The organism is Stenomitos rutilans (assembly GCF_059505485.1).
Genome location: NZ_JCACKR010000077.1, coordinates 61899 through 69103 on the forward strand (window position 1 = coordinate 61899; position 7205 = coordinate 69103).

At 50.7% G+C, this 7205-nt stretch carries 11 protein-coding genes; 4 read left to right on the forward strand and 7 right to left on the reverse strand.

Features of this window, described 5'->3' with window-relative positions:
- The first annotated feature begins 139 nt into the window (after positions 1 to 139).
- From AC5JLP_RS13910 to AC5JLP_RS13920, 3 genes are all read left to right on the forward strand, one after another.
- The gene (locus AC5JLP_RS13910) at positions 140 to 808 is read left to right on the forward strand and encodes a hypothetical protein (protein WP_496068514.1); all 669 of its coding nucleotides are present in this window, start codon (positions 140 to 142) and stop codon (positions 806 to 808) included.
- A gap of 152 nt (positions 809 to 960) precedes the next feature.
- Positions 961 to 1374 (forward strand): winged helix-turn-helix domain-containing protein, encoded by a 414-nt coding sequence (locus AC5JLP_RS13915; protein WP_496068515.1) that lies wholly within the window; start codon positions 961 to 963, stop codon positions 1372 to 1374.
- Positions 1375 to 1389: 15 nt separating this feature from the next.
- On the forward strand, positions 1390 to 1821 hold the full coding sequence (locus tag AC5JLP_RS13920) for a restriction endonuclease (protein WP_496068516.1): 432 nt from the start codon (positions 1390 to 1392) through the stop codon (positions 1819 to 1821).
- A 57-nt stretch (positions 1822 to 1878) separates the two neighbouring features.
- Here AC5JLP_RS13920 and AC5JLP_RS13925 read toward each other — a convergent pair whose 3' ends face one another.
- The 5 genes from AC5JLP_RS13925 to def all read right to left on the reverse strand — a co-directional run bounded on the left by AC5JLP_RS13925 (position 1879) and on the right by def (position 4662).
- Positions 1879 to 2088 carry a DUF6887 family protein gene (locus AC5JLP_RS13925; RefSeq protein WP_496068517.1) on the reverse strand — a complete coding sequence of 70 codons (210 nt, stop codon included), beginning with the start codon at positions 2086 to 2088 and terminating at the stop codon, positions 1879 to 1881.
- Positions 2085 to 2258: a DUF6888 family protein gene (locus AC5JLP_RS13930; RefSeq protein WP_496068518.1), complete on the reverse strand. Its 174-nt coding sequence runs from the start codon at positions 2256 to 2258 to the stop codon at positions 2085 to 2087. The genes AC5JLP_RS13925 and AC5JLP_RS13930 overlap by 4 nt, the downstream gene beginning before the upstream one ends.
- Before the next feature lie 20 nt (positions 2259 to 2278).
- A complete protein-coding gene (locus AC5JLP_RS13935) occupies positions 2279 to 3697 on the reverse strand; it encodes a PrsW family glutamic-type intramembrane protease (protein ID WP_496068519.1) in 1419 nt (472 codons plus the stop codon).
- 122 nt (positions 3698 to 3819) lie between these two features.
- Positions 3820 to 4014 (reverse strand): hypothetical protein, encoded by a 195-nt coding sequence (locus AC5JLP_RS13940; protein ID WP_496068520.1) that lies wholly within the window; start codon positions 4012 to 4014, stop codon positions 3820 to 3822.
- Positions 4015 to 4095: 81 nt separating this feature from the next.
- A complete protein-coding gene (def, locus tag AC5JLP_RS13945; RefSeq protein ID WP_496068521.1) occupies positions 4096 to 4662 on the reverse strand; it encodes a peptide deformylase in 567 nt (188 codons plus the stop codon).
- 261 nt (positions 4663 to 4923) lie between these two features.
- On the opposite strand from def, the gene mscL reads away from it, so the two are divergent.
- Entirely contained in the window at positions 4924 to 5349 is a 426-nt protein-coding gene (gene mscL / locus AC5JLP_RS13950; protein ID WP_496068522.1) for a large conductance mechanosensitive channel protein MscL, read from the forward strand.
- Positions 5350 to 5374: 25 nt separating this feature from the next.
- Here the strand turns inward: mscL and AC5JLP_RS13955 are convergent, their stop codons facing one another.
- Together AC5JLP_RS13955 and AC5JLP_RS13960 are read right to left on the reverse strand one after the other, a co-directional pair.
- Positions 5375 to 5797 carry a fasciclin domain-containing protein gene (locus tag AC5JLP_RS13955; RefSeq protein WP_496068523.1) on the reverse strand — a complete coding sequence of 141 codons (423 nt, stop codon included), beginning with the start codon at positions 5795 to 5797 and terminating at the stop codon, positions 5375 to 5377.
- Positions 5798 to 5883: 86 nt separating this feature from the next.
- Complete coding sequence (locus tag AC5JLP_RS13960) at positions 5884 to 6864, reverse strand: ABC transporter ATP-binding protein (protein ID WP_496068524.1); 981 nt, start codon at positions 6862 to 6864, stop codon at positions 5884 to 5886.
- Positions 6865 to 7205: the final 341 nt, after the last annotated feature.

Below are 7205 nucleotides of genomic sequence, written 5' to 3' on the forward strand. Positions count from 1 at the left end.
CTATCGAAACGGCTAATCCAGTCTAGCTAAAACATTTCTCAGCTAAATGACGTAAATTGGATGGAGTTGCGGAACTGACAGCAAGCGTCCTGTAGGTAACACCAACGAGGTATTGTTTTCAGCGCATCAGGAGTCCACTATGGTAATTAAGGTAATGTGTTCTGACGATCAAGCAGATTTAGAGGCTAAGGTTGAGCAAGCGCTCTGGGCAACATTGCTCCATGCAGATAGCGCACATTGCTCTTGGAATGGTGATGAACCGCTAACGGAAGACGCGTTTACAGTCACCGACGAGCCAACAGCAAAAGCTCCTTACGTTTGGAATCCTGCGGCGCCCGAGTCAGAAGCCTTTTTTACAGCCCTAGAGCAAGGCTTCTCTCTGGATAGCTGGACTGCGGATGAGATTAACACCCGTTCTAGTACATTCTTTGCCCAGGTCAATCAACTTTGGTCTGCCACCAGTCTTCAAGAAACGTTGATGCAGCGCTTCGCTACACGCGTGCCGCAACAGTTTCTGACGGCGATCGCTACACGCGCTCAACAAGTTTTGTCCAATTCTGTCTCTCTAGCCGATCAGCTTGTGCAGTGTGTGCAAGACGTGCTGCCCAACCTCGCGGAAGATGATCTATACGTCTTAGCGCGTCCTCTTGCCTATGCTATGCGAGGCAGCGATGCTCCCGTTGAATCGACTCTGGAGCGCGTCCGCACCGTTGAATGGAATGCGCTTTCTGAGGTGGAACAGGCTCGTCTGAGTTTGGCGATCGCGCGCTATGCATTGGCTGAACTGGATGCAAAGCGTGAAGAGTGAAGCAGGTGCTAGTTAGTTTGCTCCTGGATTAGGGCAGCACTGCGAGATTGTCTGTAGCGTGTCTGGCGTTGGGAGATTGTAAAACAGTTACGTATCTTGAGTAGCGATTTATATTTAACAAAGCAGTTGTAAATCTACTCAGAAGTTTCTACATGAAGCGCTCTGCTTCCTCGGTTCCAACATTCGACTCAATGCTTCTGCCGACAATTCAGGCTCTACAAATTTTGGGTGGGTCTGGTACGACTGAGGAGATCTATGAACAAGTAGTACAGCTTCTCAGCGTTACTGACAAAGTTCTTGAGATTCTGCATGGCAGTACATCGCAAAGCGAGGTTGAATACCGACTTGCATGGAGCCGGACTTATCTCAAGAAGTATGGACTTTTGCAAAATTCAGCACGTGGCATATGGTCTTTAGTTTCAACTTCTATCAATCTCGATGATCTTGATCCCAAAGAGATTGTTAGGGCAGTTCGGGACGCTGATAAAAATAAGCCAGTCTCTTCAGTTTCATCAGAAGAGGCTGTTGGAGCTATTGAAACTTTAGAAGCGCTTGCGTGGCACTAACAACTTCACAAAACTTTGCTTTTGCTTGATCCATCTGCATTCGAGCGTTTGGCACAGCGATTGCTGCGCGAGTCTGGTTTTGTTCAAGTACAAGTTACGGGAAAATCTGGCGACGGTGGAATTGATGGTGTTGGAATTGCTCGTATCAACGGCTTCTTGAGCTTTCATGTGCTCTTTCAATGCAAGCGTTATCAGGGTTCGGTAACAGCAGGTCAAATTCGAGACTTTCGTGGGGCAATGCAAGGACGTACTGATAAGGGGTTGTTTATCACAACTGGTACATTCACCAGAGACGCAATCAAAGAGGCCACACGAGATGGCGCACCGCCGATTGATTTAATAGACGGCGAACAGTTAGTTGAACGCTTGAAAGAGTTAGGTCTTGGTGTCAAGATAACAGTGATTGAGTCCGTTGAAGTTGATGTGGACTGGTTTGCAAAGATCTGAGATGGAAGAGCTGGTCAGCCTGCTAAGGCTTTGCGGCAAGTCTAAAGATTGACAGTTTTAGGAAGCTTCTTGCTGTTTTTTGCTCTTTAAGTAGGCTGCGATCACGTCACTCACGTTATCCTCAGCTTTGTAAACTCGTGAGTTTGGGTTCTCAGCATGTCGTCTGTCTAGATAGGCTTGTAAGGCTTCATTGTCAGTTCGATGTTCCAAAACATACGCTCGAAGTTGTGGAGTTGTCATCGTAGCGAAGTCTGGGTTCACGCTCATACAAACCTCCAGTCTCCATTTGGATCAATCTCAAGATTAATGTCTTTTTTTGACAAAACAATGACACGTTCTGTTCGCTTATCAGTAGTGACCAGATCAATTGAGCAGTATTTGCTGGTGAGATCACAGCAAAGCTGAAAGCATCTCAATGCCTGTGCTGTAGTATGCATTTTATTTTCATGATACAAAATTATTTATAGAAGCGGGTGGCGAAGTTTTGCGATCGCGTGGGCGACAGTTCTCGTGCTTTAAGAATGGCCGCTGCGAGAAAGGCGTAGGACAATAATCCGACGAGCGCCAGAAACACGGGGCTAATGCTGCCAACGGTATTCCAGAGGGCGTGTAGGCCAGCAGCGGTGAGATAGCCGATGCCCAGGATCAGCCAGCGTCGCCGCGATCGCAGTACACTCAGCCCAATAAAGTAGCCCAGATAGCCGCTGTACGCCATGTGCCCTGCCACCGAACCGAGAACGCGGGGAATCAACAGTTGCAGGCTGGCGAGCTGAGCGGCTCCTTCACCAGAGGATAAGGTCGCTTTGTACACTTCAGGCAGATACTGTGCCAGGGTCTCCAGCAGGGTGAAGCCAACCGCAGAGGCGCTGCCCAGCAAAATGCCATCCAGCGGTTCCCACACGCCTAAACGCTCTCGGTAGGGCGATCGCAACTGGGTGCCCAACAAATAGACTGCAAACACTGGCACAGCCTTCAGCAATTCCTCCATCAGCCCCGCCCCAAAAAACATTTTGATGAGCAAGACGGGGAAGGGAACGGCAACATCGCCCGTTGGCAAATCACCCGGTAAAACTTGCCGAAACACAAAGACAAACAGCTTCAGCGCCGGACTGACGAGCAGCAGGATGGTTACAACCGCCGCACCCGATAGAATCCACCAGGGTTTATGCTTGCCACACAGTTCATACACAAAGTAGTAAGCTGCACCTGCTAGATACGCTGCCAGCAGCATATTAAACGCAAAGGGATTGCCCACTGCGATGAACATCAGCACGACAAAGGCGACGGTGATACCGCCAGGTAACAGATAGGCTTTGTGGGTGAGCTGTCGTCCGGTCGAAAGAATTGGAAAGAGTTGCGTCAGACTTACAGCATCCGGCTCACGGCGGCGTGGTGGGGCTGTAGCGGAGAGCCGATCAGGGACAGGCGCAATGCGGCGATTAACAGGTGGCAGATTGAGCTTCGCCGATGGTGTGGAAGGGATCGGTGGAACGGGTGGAGCCGTATTTTTGCTGGGCTGGCACTCAAAGATAAATTCTGGCCCGTTTTGCCCCAGCATGATGCGATCGCCCATCTGCAAAACGCGGCAATCCTGAAGCCGCTCGCCATTTACAAAGGTTCCGTTAGCGCTGTTGAGGTCACGCACCTGCCAAAAGCGTCTGCCATCGGGTGATTCAAAGCCCAAGACGGGTTTGATTTCGGCATGTCGCCGCGACACCGCACGATAAACCAATGGGTCAAGCACCACCTGGCATTGGGGTTCGCGCCCAAGTACCGCTGTCTCCGCTGTCGATAGCGGATAGTGGGACGCAGCGGTCGGGTTGTCACCCGATGGCAACAGGCGCAGAAATGTCTTGTAACGATCCGTTCCCGTCATCGTGGAGGGAGTTTAGCAAGCAGTTGGACGCGGTGAGAGGTGTGAAGGTGCCCAGAAGACAGAGGTGTGATAGCTGCATTTCCCGTTCCTTACAACCCTACACCCTACACCCTACCCTCTGTCTACTGGTTCGCTCGCGTATCCCGCACTGCCGCTAAAAAAAAGACAACGGTCAGGGGTACGCTCACTGCCAAAATGACCCCTGTCAGAATGTTGCCTAATTGCGGCACCCCTGATGATAGTTCAAACACCGATCCAACGGCTGCGATCGCCGCGATGCATGATCCACCTAAAAACACACCACTCTTTGGAGTCACGTTAAAATCCCACACTTTGAGTTTGAAGTTTTGAGGTTTGAGCCAACCTCCAGCAACCCGGTGTACTGGAAGCGGCCAAGTTTACTGATCAATCCGTTTTACGGCCTGTGCTGAAAAGCCATGCTTTGCTAGGGCTTCATTGAGCAACAGCGCATTTTCAACGCGATCGACAAACAACACTCCATTCAGGTGGTCAATTTCATGCTGAATGCAGCAGGCCAGTAGCCCCGTTGCCGAGAGTTTTTGAGGGCGACCCTGCTCATCTTTGTACGAAACGTCGATCGCGGCAGGGCGTTTGACATCTAGATACACCCCAGGGATGCTGAGACAGCCTTCTTGCGTCACAGCCAGATCGGTGCTTGCCTGCTTCACCACTGGGTTGATCAAAATCAAGGGTGGGGTCGCCGCTTCATCCGGTTCACAGTCAATCACAATAAGCTGTTTGTTGACGGCGGCTTGCGGAGCCGCCAGCCCGATCCCATCAGCGCTGTACATGGTTTGCAGCATTTCACGGATCAACTGCTTTACTTCCGCATCGACCTTGGCAATGCGCTTGGCTGGTTGCCGCAAGACACGATCGCCCAGTCGGTAAATATCCAACGGGGGCTTTGCCAGCTTTTTTTTCTCGATCAAAACCTGAGCAGTCATGAATCTCTCACTCGCAGCGATTGTCTGATATCGGAATAATTCTAATGTCGGAATGATTCCGCCTTACCTCTATAGTAGCCAATTCTGATGGCAGGCTAGCAATTCTGAAGCAATTGATTTTGGGACGATTGTTTGACTGGTGCACTGCCAATGTTGCCCTCAACATGTTGCCGCGGGGCCGCTTTGACCTACAATGCAACCTATACAAAATGTACTGTAAGCAACATAAAACAGTCTTTAATCAGGGAGGTAAGTAGGCTTATGGCACGGACTAATGGCGGTTTTTGGTCTGATTTTCAAAAGTTCATCTTGCAGGGCAATGTGATCGACCTTGCAGTTGCTGTGATCATTGGCGGGGCGTTTGGCAAAATTGTAGAGTCCTTCGTTGGCGATATCATTACCCCTGCTCTCTTGCAGCCAGCGCTCTCAGCCGTCGGTGCTGACGACATTAGCAAACTGTCAGCTAACGGCATCAAGTACGGGGTCTTTCTCTCGACCGTGATCAATTTTCTTGTGATTGCGTTCGTCATTTTCCTGGTCATTCGTGCGTTTGAAAAGGCGAAAAAGCGCTTCTCTCGACAAGAGGCAGTGGAAGCAGCACCTGCTGATCCGACTGTGGTGGCTCAGGAACGCACCGTCGCTGCGCTCGATCGCCTTTCCAATGCACTGGAATCTCGCAGCCTGTAAGTGGACTGTAGGCTTGAGTGCAAGGTTACGAATGACCTGCGAGGATGGCAGGCATTAAAACCCTATCAACAATGTGAATCACGCCGTTATCAGCCAGAATATCCATTTGGGTAACGGTGGCATCATTGACTTGAATGCGCCCATTGCTGTGGTCGATCGCCAGGATTGATCCCTCCTCCGTGGGCGCTTCGTCAATCTGGGCTAAATCGTCCGATCGTGCGTCACCCGATAGAATGTGGTACATCACGATCCGCTTGAGCTTAGGAAGATCCTTTAAAAGCTCGTCTAAAGCGCCATCTGGTAGTTTGGCGAAGGCATCATCGGTCGGGGCAAACACCGTCAGTGAGCCTTCGCTTTCCAGCAGGCTGCGTACTCCCGCCGCCTCGATCGCGGTCAATAACGTTTTGAACTGACCAGCACTGGTGGCGGTTTCTATGAGATTTGCCATACGATTGCTCAACTCTATTAGTCTTTATCCGTCTACAAATAGAGCTTGAACTGTCTTCGTGCATCCCTCAGAGGAGTGACGCGACCTCAATTGCTGGTATGCACACCCCGATCGTTGAGTTGGCGAATAAAGAATTCTTCGAGTGAAGGACGCGCGAGGTTGATCGTGATGATCTGGGCACCCATGAGGTTCAACGTGGCGAGAAAGTCGTAGGGATCGCCCTGAAGCTGCCCCTGCCAGTACCCATCGCGGAACTCCAGATTTAACATGCGTTTTTTGATCACGTCTAAGCTGCCACCGCGTCCTTTGATCGTATAGGTTTCGGTGGTGCCGAGAAGCTCTTGTAGGGAGCCGCTGCAAATCAGGTCGCCCTCGGCAAGAATAGCAACGCGATCGCACACAATCTCGACATCAGACAGCACATGGCTATTGAAAAAAATGGTTTTGCCCTGCGCCTTTAAGGAGAGAATGATCTCCCGAATCTGGTAGCGCCCCATCGGGTCTAACCCTGACATCGGCTCGTCTAGAAACACCAGTTCTGGATCGTTAATCAACGCCTGCGCCATGCCAATGCGTTGTAGCATCCCCTTGGAGTATTGCCGAAGCTGCTTTTTGCGGGCAGCAGCATGGGACAACCCAACGAGATCCAGCAGTTGCGGAATCCGCTGCTTTTGTACCGATCGAGGAATTTGAAATAGGCCCCCTGTAAACTGAAGCGTTTCCCAGCCCGTGAGATAGTCGTAGAAGTAAGGGTTTTCGGGCAGATAGCCAATGCGTTTTTTGACAGTGCGATCGCCCAGCGGTGCGCCGAGCAAAAGCCCCCGTCCACCAGAGGGTCGCACGATGCCCAATAGCGTTTTGAGCAGGGTTGTTTTGCCCGCTCCATTCGGCCCTAGCAGCCCAAAGGTTTCTCCCTGGAAGACTTTGAGTGTACAGCCTTTAAGAGAAACTACTTTTTGGTTGAGCCAAAAGCCTGTGCGGTAAGTCTTTCTCAGCTCGTAGGTTTCAACAACGGCTGGACGATCGACCGCAAACGGTTCGCTGATAGAGTCTGTGACAGTAGCCATGCGATTTAAGGTCTGGCAGATGAATGAATCAAACGTTCTAGCAAGCGATAGTGAAGGGGTGGAACTGGGAAGTAAACAATAGACTCTAGCAGATTGCAGCGCATGGCTTTGCGATCGTCGCTTCTGTGGTCTATTGTCGAGAGTCTCTGGTGAATTGTCTAGATGAAGGATTACCTGAGGCCCATGAGGCGATACCTGCGGAGCGGTTGACTACGGTTTTGCCTAAAAGCTTAAACTTTGTTTATACAAGTCTATGGTTTGACGTTCGACTGAGTGTGTCAACGACTATAGAACTTACGCATTGACAAAAAGAGTGAAATGTGGTGACTCTAGGATAGTCT